20 protein-coding genes and 1 tRNA gene are annotated in these 17,573 nt (G+C 73.6%); 7 read left to right on the forward strand and 14 right to left on the reverse strand.

The features are described from left to right. Window positions 1-20: 20 nt before the first annotated feature. Both MicB006_RS12165 and MicB006_RS12170 read right to left on the reverse strand, forming a co-directional pair. Complete coding sequence (locus MicB006_RS12165) at window positions 21-797, reverse strand: bifunctional 2-polyprenyl-6-hydroxyphenol methylase/3-demethylubiquinol 3-O-methyltransferase UbiG (RefSeq protein WP_116511382.1); 777 nt, start codon at window positions 795-797, stop codon at window positions 21-23. A gap of 107 nt (window positions 798-904) precedes the next feature. Continuing rightward, window positions 905-1,855, reverse strand: coding sequence for an LpqB family beta-propeller domain-containing protein (locus tag MicB006_RS12170; protein WP_225980711.1), 951 nt, complete (start codon window positions 1,853-1,855; stop codon window positions 905-907). A gap of 146 nt (window positions 1,856-2,001) precedes the next feature. Between MicB006_RS12170 and MicB006_RS12175 the strand changes: the two genes are divergently transcribed. The 5 genes from MicB006_RS12175 (at window position 2,002) to MicB006_RS31995 (ending at window position 4,209) form a co-directional block, all read left to right on the forward strand. Beyond that, window positions 2,002-2,595, forward strand: coding sequence for an HD domain-containing protein (locus tag MicB006_RS12175; RefSeq protein WP_116506066.1), 594 nt, complete (start codon window positions 2,002-2,004; stop codon window positions 2,593-2,595). Window positions 2,596-2,677: 82 nt separating this feature from the next. Next, window positions 2,678-3,319: a dihydrofolate reductase family protein gene (locus MicB006_RS12180; protein WP_116506068.1), complete on the forward strand. Its 642-nt coding sequence runs from the start codon at window positions 2,678-2,680 to the stop codon at window positions 3,317-3,319. Between the two features lie 31 nt (window positions 3,320-3,350). Next, a complete protein-coding gene (locus tag MicB006_RS12185) occupies window positions 3,351-3,830 on the forward strand; it encodes a DUF2975 domain-containing protein (RefSeq protein WP_116506070.1) in 480 nt (159 codons plus the stop codon). Further along, window positions 3,830-4,048 carry a helix-turn-helix transcriptional regulator gene (locus MicB006_RS12190; RefSeq protein WP_030499989.1) on the forward strand — a complete coding sequence of 73 codons (219 nt, stop codon included), beginning with the start codon at window positions 3,830-3,832 and terminating at the stop codon, window positions 4,046-4,048. The genes MicB006_RS12185 and MicB006_RS12190 overlap by 1 nt, the downstream gene beginning before the upstream one ends. Continuing rightward, window positions 4,045-4,209: a hypothetical protein gene (locus MicB006_RS31995; protein ID WP_192900234.1), complete on the forward strand. Its 165-nt coding sequence runs from the start codon at window positions 4,045-4,047 to the stop codon at window positions 4,207-4,209. The genes MicB006_RS12190 and MicB006_RS31995 overlap by 4 nt, the downstream gene beginning before the upstream one ends. Window positions 4,210-4,241: 32 nt before the next feature. Here the strand turns inward: MicB006_RS31995 and MicB006_RS12195 are convergent, their stop codons facing one another. The 4 genes from MicB006_RS12195 to MicB006_RS12210 form a co-directional block, all read right to left on the reverse strand. Continuing rightward, the gene (locus MicB006_RS12195) at window positions 4,242-5,441 is read right to left on the reverse strand and encodes an RtcB family protein (protein WP_116506072.1); all 1,200 of its coding nucleotides are present in this window, start codon (window positions 5,439-5,441) and stop codon (window positions 4,242-4,244) included. A 30-nt stretch (window positions 5,442-5,471) separates the two neighbouring features. Then, window positions 5,472-5,544, reverse strand: a tRNA-Glu gene (locus MicB006_RS12200). Between the two features lie 452 nt (window positions 5,545-5,996). Further along, window positions 5,997-6,671: an HAD family hydrolase gene (locus MicB006_RS12205; RefSeq protein WP_116506074.1), complete on the reverse strand. Its 675-nt coding sequence runs from the start codon at window positions 6,669-6,671 to the stop codon at window positions 5,997-5,999. Between the two features lie 76 nt (window positions 6,672-6,747). After that, window positions 6,748-7,140 carry a hypothetical protein gene (locus tag MicB006_RS12210; RefSeq protein WP_073828521.1) on the reverse strand — a complete coding sequence of 131 codons (393 nt, stop codon included), beginning with the start codon at window positions 7,138-7,140 and terminating at the stop codon, window positions 6,748-6,750. A gap of 147 nt (window positions 7,141-7,287) precedes the next feature. Here MicB006_RS12210 and MicB006_RS12215 point away from each other — a divergent pair, with 147 nt between their 5' ends. Beyond that, a complete protein-coding gene (locus tag MicB006_RS12215; protein ID WP_116506076.1) occupies window positions 7,288-8,061 on the forward strand; it encodes an alpha/beta hydrolase family protein in 774 nt (257 codons plus the stop codon). Between the two features lie 10 nt (window positions 8,062-8,071). Here MicB006_RS12215 and MicB006_RS12220 read toward each other — a convergent pair whose 3' ends face one another. From MicB006_RS12220 to MicB006_RS12230, 3 genes are read right to left on the reverse strand one after another with little or no spacing between them, the layout of a single operon-like run. After that, a complete protein-coding gene (locus tag MicB006_RS12220) occupies window positions 8,072-8,578 on the reverse strand; it encodes a DinB family protein (RefSeq protein ID WP_116506077.1) in 507 nt (168 codons plus the stop codon). A 44-nt stretch (window positions 8,579-8,622) separates the two neighbouring features. Continuing rightward, window positions 8,623-9,447: a M15 family metallopeptidase gene (locus tag MicB006_RS12225; protein ID WP_116506079.1), complete on the reverse strand. Its 825-nt coding sequence runs from the start codon at window positions 9,445-9,447 to the stop codon at window positions 8,623-8,625. A gap of 48 nt (window positions 9,448-9,495) precedes the next feature. Beyond that, window positions 9,496-10,461 (reverse strand): acetylxylan esterase, encoded by a 966-nt coding sequence (locus MicB006_RS12230; RefSeq protein ID WP_116506081.1) that lies wholly within the window; start codon window positions 10,459-10,461, stop codon window positions 9,496-9,498. Window positions 10,462-10,662: 201 nt separating this feature from the next. On the opposite strand from MicB006_RS12230, the gene MicB006_RS12235 reads away from it, so the two are divergent. Beyond that, window positions 10,663-11,688 (forward strand): LacI family DNA-binding transcriptional regulator, encoded by a 1,026-nt coding sequence (locus MicB006_RS12235; protein WP_073828516.1) that lies wholly within the window; start codon window positions 10,663-10,665, stop codon window positions 11,686-11,688. Window positions 11,689-11,704: 16 nt separating this feature from the next. On the opposite strand, the gene MicB006_RS12240 is transcribed toward MicB006_RS12235, so the two are convergent. The 5 genes from MicB006_RS12240 to MicB006_RS12260 form a co-directional block, all read right to left on the reverse strand. After that, on the reverse strand, window positions 11,705-12,991 hold the full coding sequence (locus MicB006_RS12240) for a D-alanyl-D-alanine carboxypeptidase family protein (protein ID WP_116506084.1): 1,287 nt from the start codon (window positions 12,989-12,991) through the stop codon (window positions 11,705-11,707). A gap of 151 nt (window positions 12,992-13,142) precedes the next feature. Continuing rightward, window positions 13,143-14,444: a D-alanyl-D-alanine carboxypeptidase family protein gene (locus tag MicB006_RS12245; protein ID WP_225980712.1), complete on the reverse strand. Its 1,302-nt coding sequence runs from the start codon at window positions 14,442-14,444 to the stop codon at window positions 13,143-13,145. A 100-nt stretch (window positions 14,445-14,544) separates the two neighbouring features. Beyond that, window positions 14,545-14,961, reverse strand: coding sequence for a protein-tyrosine phosphatase family protein (locus tag MicB006_RS12250; protein ID WP_116506086.1), 417 nt, complete (start codon window positions 14,959-14,961; stop codon window positions 14,545-14,547). 99 nt (window positions 14,962-15,060) lie between these two features. Beyond that, window positions 15,061-15,681 carry a hypothetical protein gene (locus MicB006_RS12255; RefSeq protein ID WP_116506088.1) on the reverse strand — a complete coding sequence of 207 codons (621 nt, stop codon included), beginning with the start codon at window positions 15,679-15,681 and terminating at the stop codon, window positions 15,061-15,063. 13 nt (window positions 15,682-15,694) lie between these two features. Beyond that, window positions 15,695-17,479, reverse strand: a complete 1,785-nt coding sequence (locus tag MicB006_RS12260) for a DUF4012 domain-containing protein (RefSeq protein ID WP_116506090.1) — start codon at window positions 17,477-17,479, stop codon at window positions 15,695-15,697. Window positions 17,480-17,573: the final 94 nt, after the last annotated feature.

The following is a 17,573-nucleotide window of genomic DNA, read 5'->3' on the forward strand; positions in this document are numbered from 1 at the left end:
GCCCGCTGTCAATATCGCCATCACACCCTGTTTCCGGCCGGTGGCGCCCCGCCCTGCCGGCGGGCGGCGCCGATCAGGGAGCCGCCGAGCCCGGGCGCGGCGCGAGCCAGCCGGCGCGAGGCCACCCACCGCCCGCCGGGCAGCCGCCAGCCGACCTCGTTGGAGTGCAGGGCCACCGGCGTGAACCCGGCCCGGCGCAGCGTCCGGCGCAGCAGAGAGGCGGTGAACGGGCGGATGTGCAGCCACAGATAGGGGTGCAGCGGGTCCACCTGGCGCGGCGCCCGGCCGGCGAGGAACGCCAGCCGGTCCTGCACCGGCGCCAGATTCGGCGTGGTGAGCACCAGCAGCCCGTCCGGCGCCAGCACCCGGTGACACTCGCGCAGCAGCGCCAGGGGGTCGTACACGTGCTCGATCAGCTCCCCGGCGAGCAGCCCGGCGAAGCTGCCGGCGCGGAACGGCAGCCCGCGGGTGGCGTCCAGGCAGACCGGCAGCGCCCGGCCGCCGGTCACCGCGCGGGCCGTGCCCAGCGCCGCCTCGGCCATGTCGGCGAGCACGAGCGGGCCGGGCAGCGCGTCCGGGTCGAGCATGCCGCGCGGCCCGCAGCCCAGTTCCAGCACCGGCCCGCCGCCGGTCACCCCCTCGGCCATCAGCCGGGCCGCGACGGCGCGGCGCACCCGGTGGTACGGGTCGTCGACGTACCCGTCGACCTCCGCGCCGTCGTGGTACCGGCGGTGGTTGGCGTGCCGGCCGTGCGCCAGCGCGCGGTGCGACGACGTCCCGGTCGGCGGCTCGGCCATCATCCCTCCACAGCGGACTCCGGCCCCGTCGGCGGCGTCCGCACCAAGCCTCGCACCGGTCGCGCCCGGCGGCGCGCACATCCGCACCGCCGGGCGTGGGGCGGGCGTCAGAGCGCGCGGGCCCAGTCCAGCCGGGTGCTGTCGTCGTACTCGTCGCCGGGGATCCACCACTGCTCGCCGAAGCCGCTGGTGGACACGATGATGTTGCCGCCGTCGGGGTACTCGTTCTCCGGCGGGACCGACAGCGCGGCGCAGTACCGGCCGTCCGGGGAGAACACCGGCGACAGGTAGAACCGGGGTTCGCCGGTGAGCCTCTTCAGGCCGGTGCCCCCGATCCGCACCGACGCCAGCGAGTGGTTGCTGGACTCCAGGTCGGGATACCAGCGGTCGGTGCGGAATACCACGCGCCCGGAGTCGGGCATGAAGACCGGCGAGCCGAAGAGCTCGCCCGGCGCCCCGGGCGTGTAGAGCCGCCGCGCCGTGCCGGTCGCCAGTTCGAGCACGCGCAGTTGCGGGCCCTCCGAACGGCTGTGCCACCGCAGGACGATCATGGAGCCGTCCCGGGACCAGTCCGGGTCGGCCATGGGGTGCCCCTGGATCAGCACGCGGGTGGCGCCGGTCGCCACGTCGACAGCGATCAGCCGGTCGTTGTTCTCGCCGGTGACCAGGGCGATCTCGGTGCCGTCCGGGGACCAGGTCGGTGCGCCGTAGTGGACGCCGAACGGGTCGGCGAGCAGCGTGCGCTTCTGGCCGGTGGTCCGGTCGTACACCGCCACGAACGGCTCCAGCGAGCCGTCGCCCGAGCGGGCCGTGTTGACCCAGGCCACGTACCGGCCGTCCGGCGAGGTCTTGGCGTGGTCCCCGTTCGGCAGCAACTCCCGTGGAGTGGTGCGGCCCGGGTCGATCTGGAGCACACCCCAGCCGACGCTGACCAGCCACGGCCCGTTGACCGCCTCGGCGGCGGGCGCCGCGGCCCCGGCGGTGGACGTGGCGGCCAGCCCGGTCGCGGCCGCGACCCCGGTCAGCGCGGCGGTACGCAGCAGGGCACGACGATTCATTGCTGTCATTCGACAACCCCCGTGAGAGACGTGGCCCTCACCCTCGCGAGTGGATCGATCGACCGGAATCGGACGAGCGGCCGCTTCACCTCGGCTGCTCGTCCATCACCACCGGTGATAGCGCGAGGACCGGTACGCTCGCTCCGATGACCTCCGACGCCCTGCGCCGCGCCCTCACCGAGCCGGGTGACCCGCCGCTGCTCCCGCTGCCCGGCGTCGCGGTCGAACTGCTGGCCGCCGTCGCCGCCCCGCCGCGCCTGGGCGCGCACCTGCGGCTGGTGCACGACGTCGCCTGGCACCTGACCGCCGCGTTCGCCGACCGGTTCGGCGCGGTGCCGTTCGACAGGCAGGCGGTGCTGTTCGGCGCCGCGGTGCACGACTTCGGCAAGGTCGAGCATCCCGGCGAGCTGACCGGCCCGGGCTCCGCGCACGAGGAGGCGGGCTACCAGTTGCTGCTGCGCTTCGGCGTACCCGAGGAGCGGGCCCGCTTCGCCGTCACCCACGCCGCCTGGCACTCCCCCGGCGTGCAACTGGAGGATCTGCTGGTCAGCCTCGCCGACAAGGTGTGGAAGGGCCGCCGGGTCACCGATCTGGAGCAACTCGTGGTCGACCGGCTGGCCGCCATCACCGGCCAGGAGCGCTGGCAGACGTTCCTGGAGCTGGACGACGTGCTCGCCGAGCTGGCCGCCGGCGCGGACCGGCGGCTGGCGTTCCAGGCCGAACATCCGGTGTACGGCTGACGCCGGACCGAAGGCGGCGATGAGTCCGGCGCACTCGGACGGTCTTCCCTGAGTCGGTGTTCTCCGATCTCCGGGAGGAAACATGAGCACCAGCGAAGCGCGGGGCCGGGTGCGGGCGTTCGTCACCGTGTCCCTGGACGGCTACGTCACCGGTCCGGACGACCACGCGGGCCAAGGGCTCGGCGTCGGCGGCGAGCGGCTGCACCACTGGGTGATGGGCGGACCGTGGACGTACGACACGCCACGCGAACCCGGCGCCGGCATGACCGGCGAGGACCGCGCGTACTTCGACGAGCTGCTGGCGGGCGTCGGCGCGGCGCTGTGCGGCCGGGGCATGTACGACGCCGCCGGCGCCTGGGGCGGCCGGAACCCGTTCCAGGCGCCTCTGGTCGTGCTGACCCACCGCACCGCCGACCAGCCCGACCCGAGCGCCGGTTTCCTCATGGTCGACGGGTTCGACGCGGCGCTGGCGGCGGCCCGGCGTACGGCCGGTGACGGCGCGGTGGTCATCGGCGGGGGCGCGGACGTGATCCGGCAGGCGCTCGCGGCCGGCGTGGTCGACGAGCTGGGCCTGTCCACCGCGCCGGTGATCCTCGGTGGCGGAAAGCGGCTCTTCGAGGGCTTCGACCGGGACATCGATCTGGAGATCCGCGCGGTGCACCACTCGCGGTACGCCGTCCACGTCCGCTACGCCGTCGGCCGCCACGCGAGCGATACCGATTGACTTTCGATAGGTTCCGCGCGATAGTCGATGCATGCTTACTGCCACACGCGCGGTGACGCCGCTCCGCGCATTCCTGGTCCTGCTGTTCGCGATCCTGGTGCTGTTCCAGACCATGTCGCTGCCCGGCCAGTTCGCCCACATGGCCCGGGAAGACCCGGACATGGCGTACCTGCGATGGCCCGCCACCGCGGTGACGATCTTCTGGGTGCTGTGCGTGCAGGTGGTGATCGTCTGCACCTGGCAGCTGCTCACCCTGGTCAAGCGCGACCGCATCTTCACCGAGGCGTCCCTGGGCTGGGTCGACGGGATCGTCTGGGCGGTCGCCGCCGCCTGGGTGGTGCTCGTCGGCGTGTTCCTCTACGTCGGCTTCAACGCCGACGACCCCGGACTGCCGCTGCTGCTGTTCCTGCTGGTCACCGGCGTCAGCGTACTGGGGCTGCTGATGGTCGTGCTGCGCGCGCTGCTGCGCCAGGCCACCACGCTGCGCACCGACATGGAAGCGGTGATCTGATGCCGATCGTCGTGCGCATCGACGTCGAACTGGCCAAGCGCAAGATGAGCGTCGGCGAGTTCGCCGAGCGCGTCGGGCTCACCCCGGCCAACGTCGCCGTGCTCAAGAACGGCCGCGCCAAGGCCGTCCGGTTCAGCACCCTGGAGGCCATGTGCCGGGTGCTCGACTGCCAGCCCGGCGACCTGCTCGAATGGGTCCCCGACGAGGAGGAGCGATGAGATACCTGGCCGCCGCCGTGGCGGTGCTCGCCGTCGCGCTCGGCGTCGCCGGCTTCGTGTACGGGGAGGCGGACGACTCCCCCGGCCTTCAACTCCTGTCCGCGCTGCTCGTCATCGGCGCGGTCGCCATCGGCGTGCGCGTCGCCCGGCGTACCCGGTAGGGCCGGCGCCCCCTCGACGCCGGCCCTGCCGCTCAGCCCTTCACGCAGACGACCTGCTTGAGGTGGGCGACCACCTCGACCAGGTCGTCCTGCTGCGCCATCACCTCGGTGATGTCCTTGTACGCGCCGGGAATCTCGTCGACCACACCGGCGTCCTTGCGGCACTCCACACCGGCGGTCTGCGCGGCCAGATCCGCCGTGCTGTACGTCCGCTTCGCCTGCCCCCGCGACATCCGCCGCCCGGCGCCGTGCGACGCCGAGCAGTACGCGTCGAGGTTGCCCTTGCCGCGCACGATGTACGACCCGGTCCCCATCGAGCCGGGAATGATGCCCAGGTCCCCCTTGCCGGCCCGGATCGCGCCCTTGCGGGTCACCAGCACGTCCACCCCGTCGTAGCTCTCCTCCGCCACGTAGTTGTGGTGGCAGGAGATCGGCTCGTCGTAGCCGACATGCGGGAACGCCTCCCGGACCACCTGGCTCAACAGGGCGAGCATGACCGCCCGGTTGCGGCGGGCGTACTCCTGCGCCCACCACAGGTCCCGCCGGTACGCCTCCATCTCCGGCGTGCCGGCGAGGAACACCGCGAGGTCCCGGTCCGGCAGGTCGGTGTTGTGCGGCAGCCCGCGCGCCACCGCCATGTGCCGCTCGGCCAGCTCCTTGCCGATGTTGCGGGAACCGGAGTGCAGCATCAGCCAGACCCGGCCGTCGTCCGGGCCACCCCGCTCCAGGCAGACCTCGATGAAGTGGTTGCCGCCGCCGAGCGTGCCCAGCTGACGCTGCGCCCGCGTCTGGAGCTGGGCGACCTTCCGGTCCAGCGTGCCGAACCGCCGCCAGAATTCGTCCCAGCCGGACTGTTCCAGGCCACGGACCCGGCGCGGGTCGACAGCGTCGTCGCGCATCGCGAAGCCGACCGGAATCGCCGCCTCGATCGCCGAGCGCAGCGGCGCGAGGTCGTCGGGCAGGTCGGCGGCGGTCAGCGAGGTCCGCACCGCGGACATGCCGCAACCGATGTCGACGCCGACGGCGGCCGGCGACACGGCCTGCCGCATCGCGATCACCGAGCCGACAGTGGCGCCCTTGCCGAAGTGCACGTCCGGCATCACCGCGACACCCTGCACCCACGGCAGCGCGCCGATGTTGCGCAGCTGCCGGGCCGCCTGCGCCTCGATCGTGTACGGGTCGGTCCAGACCCGGACCGGCGCCCGGGTACCGGCCAGCGGGGTGAAACCCATCGTCGTCTCCTTGTTCGTTTCCGTCTGACGTAGGCCGTACGGGACTCGAACCCGTAGCCTCCCGGATGAGAGCCGGGTGAGCTGCCAGTTGCTCCAACGGCCCAGGACGGCGTACGCCGTCGGCGGAGCTGCCCCGGAAACGGAGAACCGCCCGGCTCCGGTCTCGGGGCGGGCGGTTCGCGCGGATCGTCGCGCCGGCGCTAGACGCGCCACCACCCTGGTTGCCACTGCCGTTCCCGGCCCGTACCCGGTTCGGGCAGCAGGACACCGGCGCGCGGCGCTTGCCGCTCGGCGCGGGTGTGGTTCTGCTGCGACACGGTGGGCTCCCCTGGTGGATCAGATCGACGTTGCCCGCTCACCGTACGGCCGCCGCACACCGGCGGCAACACGAATTTGCGACAGCGCTGAGCCTGTCCGCGCAAGTGCTGATCACGGTCGGTGAGGGTCTGGGGTGCCTATCACGACGCGCCGACGTGGTCGCTGTAACAGATATGAGTTGAGCCCTCGTACGAAGAGGGTCTCTGCCCAGAGATCAACTTCCCAGCAACAGACCTGTCAGGACGGAACCTGGGCAAGCCTGAGCACGTATTCGAATCCGCGTTTCTGCGCGGGCGAATCCACCATTGGGAGGATCAGCGCTGGTATGCCGGCGGCAACCGATCCGCCGTCGCCAGCGGGATGATCACCGACCATCAGGGTCTGGCCCGGTGCGGCATGGAGGGCTTCAAGGGCGGCGACCCAGATCCGAGGGTCCGGTTTGACGAAGCCAGCCTCGTAGGACAGTACGAACGCATCGACATAGCCGTCGAGTCCGTGCCGCGCAAAGCATGTGCGGATGTCCCAGCCGACGTTGCTGACGACGCCGATGCGAACACCGCCATCACGCAATGCGGACAGGGTGGCGACGGTGTCGGCGTACGGCTCGATTGCTTCGGCGTGTGTTTCGTGCATGGCCGATGCCAGCGCCTGGCCCACCCCAGGAATCTGTTCCAGGACGGCGAGGATCGCCCGATCCCAGACTCGCGGATCCAGATCTCGGGCGATGTGGGCGGGATCCGTGGCCGTCTCCCGCAACAGTTCCGCGAAGTCGCCGGCAATACGGTGCGCCTCGCCGGCAGCCAATGTCCGGTCGATCGATCCCGCCGCGTTGCCCACCCAGCGCTCCGAGTCTCTGGCGAACAGAGTCCAGGCGAAGTCGAACAGTACTGTCGTCACGCGCCTGGCGGCCATCGCATCACCCTAGATCAAGACGACGCGTCCGGGAGCGGCGGTCGACCTGGGTCGGCAAGGGCCAGGGTGCCCGGCCTCAGCCGGCGTGCGCGACCGGGTGGCGCCGCATCTCCTCCATGAACGGGTAACGCGCGGTCAGCTCGGCGAGCGTGATCCCGGCGCGCCAGGCGGCCGCCACCTGCGCGACCTGGAGCAGGTCGGTGGCGTCACCGCGGGCCTGGACGTCGCCGTCCACCCGCAGATCGATCATGAAGTAGCGGGCCTGGGAACCGAGGCTGACGCAGACGACGCCCCGGGGTGAGGTCATCTCGGCGCAGGTGAAGCGGCTGCGCCCCTGCTCGGGCGCGGTGACCTCGCCGACGTCGAGCTGGTGCGCGGCGGCGGTCGCCACGAGCGCGGGCGCGAGACCGCCCGGCTCGACCAGGTCCGGGTAGAGGCGCACACCCAGTGCGGCGGACACGTCGCTCATGCCTGACTCCCACTTCCTTGTGACAGAGACCAGCAGCGCGCAGGTTACGGGTGTGTTACCGGCACGCACGGCCATCCTGTCCCGTACGACCGTCCCGGGGCAATAGGAACGCCCCCATCGAACCCCTGCGAGGTACGCTGCCGCCTCATGGCGCACATCCGGTGTGACTTCTTCTCCGAGGTGCTCGGCGTGGGCACCTCGATGACGGTGCTGCTGCCCGACCGGGGCGCCGCCGGGATCGGCATGGCGGGTTCCGGCGCCGACGGTGACCCGCCGGTGCTCTACCTGCTGCACGGGCTGACCGACGACGACACGGTGTGGACCCGCCGCACGTCGATCGAGCGGTACGTGGCGCCGCTGGGACTGGCCGTGGTGATGCCGCAGGCGCAGCGCAGCTTCTACTGCGACGAGGCGCACGGCAACCGCTACTGGACGTTCCTCAGCGAGGAGTTGCCCGAGGTGTGCCGGTCGTTGTTCCGGCTGTCCGACCGGCGGGAGGACACGTTCGTCGCGGGCCTGTCGATGGGCGGCTACGGCGCGGTGAAGTGGGCGCTGCGCCGGCCGGAGCGGTTCGCGGCGGCCGCCAGCCTGTCCGGGGCGCTGGACGTGACCCGCCGCCGCCACCATCCGACCCACCCGGTCGACCCGGCCGTGTGGCACACGGTCTGGGGTGACGACCCGGTGCCCGCCGACGACGACACGGTGGGGCTGCTGGAGCGCTCCGGCGACGACCGGCCGGCGCTCTACGTCGCCTGCGGCACCGAGGACTTCCTGTACGAGGACAACCTGCGGTTCCTCGACGCGGCCCGGAAGCGCGACGTGCCGGTCACCGTCGACTTCGGTCCGGGTGACCACGACTGGGCGTACTGGGACGCGCGCATCTCCGACGTGCTGGCCTGGCTGCCGCTGCGCGGGCGCTGACCGGCGGGGCTCAGACGCCCACGGTTCCGTCGATCGCCTCCCGGATGAGGTCGGCGTGCCCGTTGTGCCGGGCGTACTCGTGCAGCATGTGCAGCATGACCAGGCGCAGCGACACGTCCTCGCCCCAGCGGGCCTGGTGACCTGTCACGTCGAGCGACACGGCCTCCCGCTCGATGCGCCGGGCGTGTTCGATCTCCCGCCGCCACGCCTCGAACGCCTCCGCCGCGTCGGCGTCGCGGGCGTCGTACGCCTGCTGGAAGTCGCCGCTGTCCGACCACACCAGCGGCACGTCCTCGGCGGCGATGACCCGGCGGAACCAGGTGCGCTCCACCTCCGCCATGTGCCGGACCAGGCCGAGCAGGGACAGCGTGGACGGCGGCGACGCCTGCCGGCGCAACTGCTCGTCGGTCAGCCCCTCGCACTTGAGGGCCAGCGTGGCCCGGTGGAAGTCGAGGAACGCGCGCAGTGACTCCCGCTCGTCGGCGAGCAGCGGCGGGCCGATCCGTTCGGTCTCCATGAACGCCCAGCCTAGCGGCGATCGATCTTGGTGGAACGACCGCGTCACCGCAGTGACGAGCCGGCCACCGGGAAGTCGAACCAGGTGTCCGGGTACGGCTCGTCGACGTACCGGTAGTGCCACCACTCCAGCGGATAGTTCTCGAAGCCCTGCGCGGACATCAGCCGGCGCAGCAGGTCCCGGTTGGTCCGGGCGGTGTCGCTGATCCGCGCGTCGGCGGTGTGGGCGCGCGGGTCGAAGCAGTCGAACCCGGTGCCCATGTCGATCGAGTCGTCGGCGAAGCGGCGGCCGGCCGGCTCGGTGCAGGGCACCAGCGGCTGGCCCGGCGCGTACGCGGCCTGCGTCGGCCCGGACACCGGCACCAGGGTCAGGTCGACGGTGCTACCCCGGCTGTGCGCGGTGGGCGCGCCGATGTACCCGTCGGCGAACAGCCGGTCCTTGGGCACGGCGGGGTAGAACTCGCCTTTCATCTGCTGGTCGCCGGGGCGTTTCGCCCAGGCGACGAAGTCGTCCGCCGCGCGCTGCGGCCGGTAGCAGTCGTACACCTTGAGGCTGTGCCCACCGGCCAGCGCGGCGGTCTGCACCCGGTGCAGCGCCTGCGCCGCCGGGCGGGTGAGCAGGCAGCGTGGTTCGGCGTACCCGTCGATCGGGCGGCCGACGAAGTTGTGCGGGCCCGCGTACCGGATGTCGGTGCGGACGGTGGGGTCGACGGCGCTCAGGTCCACGATGTCCGCCGGCGCGCGCGGCCCGGTCGGGGTGGGTGACGGCGGCGCGGACGGCGACGGCGACGGGGACGGCCGCTGGCAGGCGGCGGCGAGCAGCGTGGCCGCCACGGCGAGGACCGCCGTCGTGCGTCTGCCGGTGCCCACCCGCCGTGTCTACCAGCCCCGGCGGGCCGGCATCGGCGGAACCGGTGGTCAGCCGCCCAGCGTGGTACGGAGGAAGTCGACAGCGGCGGCGTCGTCGTCGATGCCGCCCGCCTCGTGGCCGTTGAACCGCCACACCGTCAGGTCCTTGTCGCCGCGGTAGTCGTGGTAGGCGGCGTAGACCGTGGACGGCGGGACGATGTCGTCCATCAGCGCGACGGAGAACCGGGCGGGCGCCGTGGCGCGGCGGGCGAACGCGACGCCGTCGACGTAGCCGAGCGTGCGCAGCGCCTGCTCCTCGCGGTCCCGGTGCACGGCGAGGTAGTCCCGGATCTCCCGGAACGGCGCGGTGTCGGTGATCGTGATCGCGCGGGGGATGTCGCAGAGGAACGGCACGTACGCCACCGCCGCGCGTACCGACGGCGCCAGCGCGGCGGCGGCGAGCGCGGCGGCGCCGCCCTGGCTGTGACCGAGTACGGCGATCCGGTCCGGGTCGACGGCCGGCAGCTCGCGCGCGGCGTCCACGGCGCGGACCGCGTCGGTGAGGAAACGCCGGTAGTAGTACCTGTTCGGGTCCTCGATGCCGCGGGTGGCCATGCCCGGCGCCTGCGGCCCGGCGGCGGCCACGTCCGGCGTGTCGCCCCGGCTCCACCCGGAGCCCTGGCCGCGCGTGTCCATCTGGAGGTGGGCGAACCCGGCGGCGGACCAGAGCAGGTTCTCCAGCGCATGGCCGCGCCCGCCGCCGTACCCGACGTACTGCACGATCGTGGGCAGCGGGCCGGACGCGCCGCGCGGCACCCGCAGCCACGCGCGGATCGGCTGGCCGGCGAAGCCGGGGAAGGTCACGTCGAAGACGTCGACGCCGGTCAGCGGGGTCGGCAGCGGGGTCGACGTCACGGGGTCGCCGCACGAGCGCGCCTGTGCCAGAGTGTCAGCCCAGAAGGCGTCGAAGTCCGGCGGCTCGTGCAGGTCGCTGCGGTAGGTACGGAGTTCGGCCTCGGTCAGGTCGGTGACCACGCCTCGGTTTTCCTCGTCGTTCGTCGGGGGTGGACGGCGAGCCGTCGGGAGATGACGGGGGCATTTCCGGAACGTTTCCGCAACTCGTGCGAACGCTAGGGCCGGTCCGGCCTGTCGTCAAGGCCTCGGCGTACGGCAAGATGTGCGTGGGGCGGGACGGTCTACCGGTCGGTTCCGGCAGCCGGCGAAGGGAACACACGGGTGAGCGCGGACGACGAGCGCAGAGTGACCATCACCGCGATCGCACGGGAGGCCGGCGTCTCGGTCCCGACCGTGTCGCGCGTGCTCAACGGGCGTTCCGACGTCGCGCCGGACACCCGGGAGCGGGTCGAGGAGCTGCTGCGCCACCACGGCTACCGGCGCCGGGGCAGCCGTACGGTGCGCCGGGCGGACCTGGTCGACCTGGTCTTCAACGACCTGGACAGTCCCTGGGCCGTGGAGATCATCCGCGGTGTCGAGGACGTCAGCCACGCCGCCGGCGTGGGCACCGTCGTCTCCGCGATCCACCGCGAGTCCAGCTCCACCCGGCAGTGGCTGCACAACCTGCGCGCCCGCGCGTCGGACGGCGTGATCGTGGTGACCTCGCACCTGAGCGCGGCGGTGCAGGCCCAGTTGCGCCGCCTCAACGTGCCGGTGGTGGTGGTCGACCCGGCCGCCGGCGTGGCCGCCACGGACGTGCCGGCGATCGGCGCCACCAACTGGACCGGCGGCCTGGCCGCCACCGAGCACCTGCTCAAGCTCGGCCACCGCCGCATCGGTTTCGTGGCCGGCCCGCCGCACCTGCTGTGCAGCCGGGCCCGGCTGGACGGCTACCGCGCCGCGCTGGCCGCCGCCGGTGTGGCCGCCGACGACCGGCTGGTGCAGCCCGGCGACTTCTACCACGCCTCCGGCTTCACCGCCGGTGGCGCGCTGCTCGACCTCGACGACCCGCCGACGGCCATCTTCGCGGCCAGCGACCAGATGGCGTTCGGGGTGTACGAGGCGGTGCGCCGGCGCGGCCTGCGGGTCTGCGACGACGTGAGCGTGGTGGGCTTCGACGACCTGCCCGAGGCGCGGTGGGCCTCCCCGCCGCTGACCACCGTGCGCCAGCCGCTCGTGGAGATGGGCCGGCTCGCCGCGCGTACCGTGCTGCGGCTGGCCCAGGGCGAGGAGATCGACTCGCCCCGGGTCGAGCTGGCCACCGAACTCGTGGTGCGCGACAGCACCGCGGGGCCCGCCTGCCGCTGACCAGGACCGCTGCCTTTCAGTCCTGTTCCGGAATTTCCGGCTCGCGCAGAACCGGTCCGGTCGACATGGCGGCGGCCGCCGCCGCGGCGTGCCGGCGACGCCGGGCCAGCAGCACCGCTCCCCCGGCAGTCAGCACCGCGCCCACCGCCACCGTGACACCGGCGCCGGGCGCCGTGCCCGGACCCGCCGCGCCGCCGCGCAGGTCGGCGTGCCCGGCCAGGGCCGACGCCCCGCCGCCCACCGGTGGCGCGGCACGGTCCAGCTCACCCGGCTCGACCAGCCGCCCGACCGAGGCGTCCCGGGGCTGCGCGAAGCCCCAGTCCAGCAACGCGGCGCCCTGCTGCCAGCCCCGCTGGGTGGTCACCTCGGCGCCGAGCAGCGTGACCACGAGCCGCCGCCCGCCGCGTTCGGCGGCGCCGACGTACGTGTGCCGGGCCAGGTCGGTGAAGCCGGTCTTGCCGCCGATCGCGCCCGGGTACTGGTCCAGCAGCATGTTGTCGTTGGAGATCGCGAACGCCTTCTTCCGCAGCGTCGGCTGGGCCGGAATCTGGGCCGTGCGGGTGGCGGCGTACCGGCGGAAGGCCGGGTTCGCGAAGCACGCCCGCGCGATCAGCGCCAGGTCGTACGCGCTGGTGAACTGGCCGGGACCGTCCAGCCCGGACGGGGTGACCGCGTGGGTCTGCCGGGCGCCGAGCCGGTGCGCCTCCTCGTTCATCGCCCGTACCCCGCCGGTCAGCCCGTCCGGTCCGCCGCCGAGGCGGGCCAGCGCGTTCGCCGCCTCGTTGCCGGAGCGCAGCAGCAGTCCCAGCCAGATCGTCTCGATCCGGTACCGCCCGCCCTCGACCAGCCCGACCGCCGAGCTGCCCGGTTCCACCGCGAGGTCCCCGGCGGTCACCGTGACCTCCCGGTTCGGGTCCAGCCGGGGCAGCATCGTGGCCGCCAGCAGCAGCTTCTGGACGCTCGCGGGCACGCCGTACTCGTGCGGGCCGCAGCCGCCGAGCACCGCACCGCTGTCCAGGTCGGCGACCACCCAGGAGGTGGCGGTCACCGCCGGCGGCGCGGACGACGCGGGCGGGACGACCAGCCCGGCGGTGTCCAGCGCCGCGCCACCGATCGCCCGCGCGGCCGGGTCGGGCGCGGGTGGCGGCTGCGGCGGCCGGGTCGCCGGGGGCGGCACGTTCGGGCAGGGCGGCGCGGACGGCAGCCGGCGTGCGGGCGTGCGGGCGCCCGTCACGGCGGGTGTCGCCGACACCGGCACCAGCAGGGCAGCGGCCAGCGCCACGAAGGGTCCCCAGGTCCTCATGACCCGGACGCTAGCCACGCCGACCCGAACGGGTCACCGGCTCCGGGATTCGTGCCCCGGCTCCCGGGTACCGCGGTAGGCTCGACGGTCCGCCGGGCGGCGTCCGCGCGCCGCGACCGGCCGGCGCCGCAGCGTCCGTACCGACAAGGCGTCAGGCGCGACGGCGTCCGCGGCGGCGAGTGCGGCTCCGGCGGGCGGCGAGCACACCCACCCGGCGGCCCCGGCGGGCGGCGAGCACCGCCACCACCCCGCCGACGGTGAGGGCCAGCAGGCCGGCGACCGGCACGATCATCCGCCAGTCCCCGTCGCCGATGCGTTGCAGCGCCGTCCCGGCCGGTCCCCGCCACGGCGGGGCGGCGGTACGTCCCGGCTCGGCGGCCGCCGCCTGCCGGGGTTGCGCCGCCTCGGCGTCCCGCTCGCCCGGCTCCACCAGCCGGCCGACCGAGGCGTCCCGGGGCAGCCCGAAGCCCCAATCGAGCAGCTGGGCGCCCTGCTGCCAGCCGCGCACCGGCCGGGCCTCGGCGCCGAGCAGCGTCACCACGAGACGGCGTCCGTCGCGTTGCGCGGCGCCCACGTAGCTGTGCCGGGCCAGCTCGGTGAAGCCGGTCTTGCCGCCGAGCGCGCCGGGATAGCGGTAGATCAGCTGGTTCTCGTTCTGGATCTGGAACCCGCCCTTCTTCAGGGCCGGCTGGGCCGGGATCTGCGTGCGTTCGGTGAGCGCGTACCGGCGGAACGCGTCGTCGGCGAAGCACGCCCGCGCGATCAGCGCCAGGTCGTACGCGCTGGTGAACTGCCCGGGACCGTCCAGCCCGGACGGCGTGACGGCGTGGGTCTGGCCGGCGCCGAGCCGCCGGGCCTCGGTGTTCATCTCGGCGACGCCGGCCTGCGTGCTGCCGGCGCCGAGGCGGGCCAGCATGTTCGCCGCGTCGTTGCCGGACTGCAGGATCAGGCCCAGCCAGAGCGTCTCCACGCTGTAGCGGCCGCCGACGAGCAGCCCGACGGCCGAGCTGCCCGGCTCGATGTCCAGGTCGTCGCGGGTGGCGACGGCGACCTGCTTGGGGTCCAGCCGGCTCAGCATGGTGGCGGCCAGCAGCAGCTTCTGGGTGCTGGCCGGGGTGCCGGGGACGTGCGGCCCGCACGCGCCCAGGACGGCGCCGGTGTCCAGGTCCGCCACCAGCCAGGTGGTGGCGGTGACGGCCGGTGGCGCGGGACTGCCCGGCGGCGTGACCAGCCCGGGGGCGGCCAGCGCCGCCCCGCCCACGGCCGCCTGGTCGGGCGTCGTGGCCGGCGGCGTCGGGCGGGGCGGCCGGCTCACCTTCGGCGCGGGCAGCCGGGGGCAGGGCACGGTGGCGCCGGGCACGGGGGCCGGCCCGGGGGCGGCCGACGCCGGTACGGGTGTCCCGGCGGCGAGCAGGGTGACGGCGGTGACGGCGGCCAGGACCCGGGCTCTCATGAGAAGGCACCATACCGAGCTTGTTGATCAGGTTCGGATGGCTCACCGGGTCGGTGACGCGGCGCCGATAGCCCGGCCCCGCTCGGTGATCGGCCGGGGGTCAGCGGACGCCGCGCAACCACCATCGTTGCCACGGCGTCTCCACCGCCCGCCGGTGGTAGCGGGACCGGACCCAGGCGACCGCCCGCGCGGGCGGCAGCCCGTCCAGTACGGCGAGCGCGGCGAGCGCGGTGCCGGTGCGCCCCACGCCGCCGTGGCAGGCCACCTCGACGCGTTGTCCGGCGTACGCGCGCCGCCACGCCTCCCGCAGCGCGTCGAGCGCGTCGGCGCGGTCGGCCGGGATCCAGAAGTCGGGCCAGCGGACGCGCCGGACCGGCCACTTCGGCTCGGGGCCGGGCGCCAGCAGCAGGGCGAAGTCGGCGGGCGAAGCGGGCTCGGCGACCCGGCGCCCGCGGACGGTGGCGCCCCCGGGCAGCGTGAGCAGGCCGGTCCGGTCGGTCCACGGTGTCGCGTCCATGGCTCATTCTGTCCCGGCGCCGGCTCGATCGTGAGTGCCCGCCGGACGCGTCCGGCGGGCACTCACGATCGAGCCGGGTCGTCCCCGGCGCACCTCGGATCAGCCGAGGCGACGGCGACGCCAGGCCATGGAGGCCAGCAGCAGCACCGCACCGGCGGCGGCGAGGCCCCCACCGAGCTTCAGCGGCGTGCCGATGCTGTCACCGGTTACCGGCAGGCCGCCGTGGTGCGGGGACTTGGTCGGCCTCGGCGGCAGGACGGTGCCGGTGGCGCTGGCGATCAGACCCGACGTCAGACCGGTGGCGGTGAACGTGTAGCGGCCCGGCCGGGTCGGGCGGTAGGGGACGGTGAAGTTGCCGCTGGCGTCGGCCGTCACGGTGAACGTGGTCGGCGCGGGCTGCGGCTGGGCCCGGTTGGGCGTGTAGGCGACAGGCGCCATCGCCACCGTGCTGCCGTCGCTGCGCCGCGCGGACCCCTCGGCCGGGGCGGCCACGGGCAGGCCCGTGATCGCCACGTCGATGCGGACCGTCTCGTTCGGCGCGAAGCCCGAACCCCGCAGGGTGAACGTCTCGCCGAGCCGGATGGTGGTCGGTGAGACGGTCAGCGATGCGCCGTTTGGCGGGTAGACCGGGGGCTGCGGCTGCGCCGCCCCGGCCGCGGTCGGCACGGCCGCTACGGCCAGGCCCACCGTGAGCGCCATGATGATGCGGGATAGCCGCATGATGGTTTCCCTCCTACTGTTCACAGCTTGGTGCGTTGACTACTTGGGTGGTCCATGGGGTGACGGTTGGCGTGTGCACCAGCTCGGCCGTCCCGGCGCCGGTCTGGCCGGTGAGCACCGTGACGTCGAGCGTCCGGGTCTGCCCGGGGCCGGTCTCGACCTTCGCCACCGCCACCTGGCGGCGGCCGTCGGTGCCGCTGCCCATCGCGGTGTCCCGGCCGTCGAGCCGCCCGGTGAGGACGGCGCCCCCGGTGGGCGTGTGCACGGAGACGAAGGTGCGTGCGGTGTACTTGTCGCCGGACAGGGCCAGCCCGGTCACCGACTTGGTCAGGCCCGACTTCGGGGCGGTGGAGTGCACCGTCACCTTCAGCCGCAGCTCGCGGCGCCCGTCCGGGTGGCATTCGCCGACCGTCACGGTGGCCGAGAACCTGAGGTAGTAACCGAGCTTCGCGCCGCTGCCGTCGTTGAGGAACACGCCGACAGTCGGCACGGTGTCCTTCTCCGGGAGCTGACCCGCCAACCGGGTGTCGGCCAGCGCGCGCTGCTCATCGGATCGGACACTCCAGAACAATATCCGACGTTCATTGATGGAACGGCTAAAAACGGTCAAAAGAGACCGAGGGTCGACCGTCTTGGTGAACAACGTGTCGAACACGCCCGACGCGGCACGGGCGAAGAACACGTCCTGGTCCTTCGTGTCCAGGTCCCGGTACGAGTCACTCAGCAGCGTCCGTACGGCCGTGGCGGCGGCCAGCGACGGCCCGTCCGGCACCTTCACCGGGCCGACCACGCCGAGCAGGTACGACAGGACCACGGGGTCCACCGCCAGCACGCCGTCCACAGTGATGTCGGTACGGCGGCGCACCATGTCCCGGTAGAGCGCGGCGGCGGCCGGGAAGTCCGGGTTGAGGTTCACGTCCGCCGGAAAGATGCCCGGCAGGTCGCCCCAGAGCCGCTTCGCCTCCGCGCCGATCTTGAGTGGTGGGTCGAAGAAACGCAGGTCCGACGAGCTGCCCTGCTTTACCAGGCGAACCCGGCCGCCCTCGGCCCGCAGCACCGCGTACGCGCCGAACATGCCGCCGGTGGCGCGCAGCTCGGCCGGATTCTGCGAGACGAGCAGGTAACTGCGTGGCCCGTCCGCGCCGAGCAGCGGCGGCAGCAGCCGCGCGCCCCGATCCGCCGCCGAGGTCAGCTCGCCTAGTTTGTCCAGCTCCGCGCGCAGCGCGGTGACCGCGTCGCGCACCTGCGCCACGAGGCCGTCCACCGGCACCCGCCGCAACCGCTCGGCGGTGGTCCGGACCGCCTGGTCGGCCGCCGCGACCTCGGCCGAGACCGCGCGCAGGCGGGCCAGGTCCAGCCGGCCCTGCTTGGGCACCAGCGAGGCGAGGTCGACCCGCAGCAGTGTGGGGAACGCGAGCCGGCCCAGGTCGTCCACCGCCACCGAGATCTGCCGCACCGCCGCCAGGTTGCCCCCCGCGTACGGGGTCTGCTGGCCGGCCCACCAGACCGGGTCCCCGGTCGCGCCGCGCGCGGCGGCCGCCTGCTCCTGCAACGCGGCGAGCGTGCGCTGCGCCCGGGCCACGTCGCCGTCGAGCACCTGGGCGCTGAGCTCCTTGGCCAGCCCGGCGGCGTTGACCAGGTGGGCGCGGGCCTGCCAACCCCGGAACGCGACCCAGCCGCCGGCGCTGAGCAGGACCGAGACGACGACCAGCCCGGTCAGCAGGATCCGGCGGACCCGGGCGCGCCGGCGCCGCCGCGAGCGCCGCCGCCGGCCGGGCGAAGGACCGGGTCCGGACACAGAATCCTCCTACGGGACGAATAAGACACTTTTCGCAATCGAGTTGCTTTCTAACATGGAAAAGCGCGTCTAAGTGGGTTATTCAGCCACTCTG

The sequence above is a fragment of the Micromonospora sp. B006 genome, assembly GCF_003408515.1.
GTDB lineage: Bacteria > Actinomycetota > Actinomycetes > Mycobacteriales > Micromonosporaceae > Micromonospora > Micromonospora echinospora_A.

Excerpts from the sequence above, each read along its gene's own strand:
- MicB006_RS12165 (WP_116511382.1), bottom strand. The coding sequence starts at position 797 with ATGGCCGAGCCGCCGACCGGGACGTCGTCGCACCGCGCGCTGGCGCAC.
- MicB006_RS12170 (WP_225980711.1), bottom strand. The coding sequence starts at position 1,855 with ATGAATCGTCGTGCCCTGCTGCGTACCGCCGCGCTGACCGGGGTCGCG.
- MicB006_RS12175 (WP_116506066.1), top strand. The coding sequence starts at position 2,002 with ATGACCTCCGACGCCCTGCGCCGCGCCCTCACCGAGCCGGGTGACCCG.
- MicB006_RS12180 (WP_116506068.1), top strand. The coding sequence starts at position 2,678 with ATGAGCACCAGCGAAGCGCGGGGCCGGGTGCGGGCGTTCGTCACCGTG.
- MicB006_RS12185 (WP_116506070.1), top strand. The coding sequence starts at position 3,351 with ATGCTTACTGCCACACGCGCGGTGACGCCGCTCCGCGCATTCCTGGTC.
- MicB006_RS12190 (WP_030499989.1), top strand. The coding sequence starts at position 3,830 with ATGCCGATCGTCGTGCGCATCGACGTCGAACTGGCCAAGCGCAAGATG.
- MicB006_RS31995 (WP_192900234.1), top strand. The coding sequence starts at position 4,045 with ATGAGATACCTGGCCGCCGCCGTGGCGGTGCTCGCCGTCGCGCTCGGC.
- MicB006_RS12195 (WP_116506072.1), bottom strand. The coding sequence starts at position 5,441 with ATGGGTTTCACCCCGCTGGCCGGTACCCGGGCGCCGGTCCGGGTCTGG.
- MicB006_RS12205 (WP_116506074.1), bottom strand. The coding sequence starts at position 6,671 with ATGGCCGCCAGGCGCGTGACGACAGTACTGTTCGACTTCGCCTGGACT.
- MicB006_RS12210 (WP_073828521.1), bottom strand. The coding sequence starts at position 7,140 with ATGAGCGACGTGTCCGCCGCACTGGGTGTGCGCCTCTACCCGGACCTG.
- MicB006_RS12215 (WP_116506076.1), top strand. The coding sequence starts at position 7,288 with ATGGCGCACATCCGGTGTGACTTCTTCTCCGAGGTGCTCGGCGTGGGC.
- MicB006_RS12220 (WP_116506077.1), bottom strand. The coding sequence starts at position 8,578 with ATGGAGACCGAACGGATCGGCCCGCCGCTGCTCGCCGACGAGCGGGAG.
- MicB006_RS12240 (WP_116506084.1), bottom strand. The coding sequence starts at position 12,991 with ATGAGGACCTGGGGACCCTTCGTGGCGCTGGCCGCTGCCCTGCTGGTG.
- MicB006_RS12245 (WP_225980712.1), bottom strand. The coding sequence starts at position 14,444 with ATGAGAGCCCGGGTCCTGGCCGCCGTCACCGCCGTCACCCTGCTCGCC.
- MicB006_RS12250 (WP_116506086.1), bottom strand. The coding sequence starts at position 14,961 with ATGGACGCGACACCGTGGACCGACCGGACCGGCCTGCTCACGCTGCCC.
- MicB006_RS12255 (WP_116506088.1), bottom strand. The coding sequence starts at position 15,681 with ATGCGGCTATCCCGCATCATCATGGCGCTCACGGTGGGCCTGGCCGTA.